The following is a 244-nucleotide window of genomic DNA, read 5'->3' as shown; positions in this document are numbered from 1 at the left end:
TATCAATACAACATCCTTCCGAACTTCTTTTATATTCTCTTACAGGAGAAAAATTACTGCAAATCCATTTATCTCAGGGAACAAACTCTCTGAATTTGCAAGATTATCCATCGGGCATTTACATTATTAAACTTGTTCCGGAAGGTTATCCAACCGAAGTATATAAATTAATCATTCGATAAAATATTTGAAGGGAAGCCGATCTTTGTGATAAACTAGGTCGGTTTTTCTTTCTGGTACGATA

At 33.6% G+C, this 244-nt stretch carries 1 protein-coding gene; it reads left to right on the top strand.

All coding sequences use genetic code 11. From position 1 onward, the window contains the following. A partial coding sequence (locus tag FQ668_RS28030; RefSeq protein WP_144180848.1) for a T9SS type A sorting domain-containing protein occupies positions 1–182 on the top strand: 182 nt, incomplete at its 5' end. Positions 183–244 lie beyond the last annotated feature (62 nt).

Origin of the sequence: Pseudomonas sp. Kh14 (assembly GCF_900291005.1) — a bacterium.
GTDB classification, from domain to species: Bacteria; Pseudomonadota; Gammaproteobacteria; order Pseudomonadales; family Pseudomonadaceae; genus Aquipseudomonas; species Aquipseudomonas alloputida.
The sequence above is the reverse complement of the archived record's forward strand: the minus strand, read 5'-3'. Positions and strand labels throughout refer to the sequence as shown.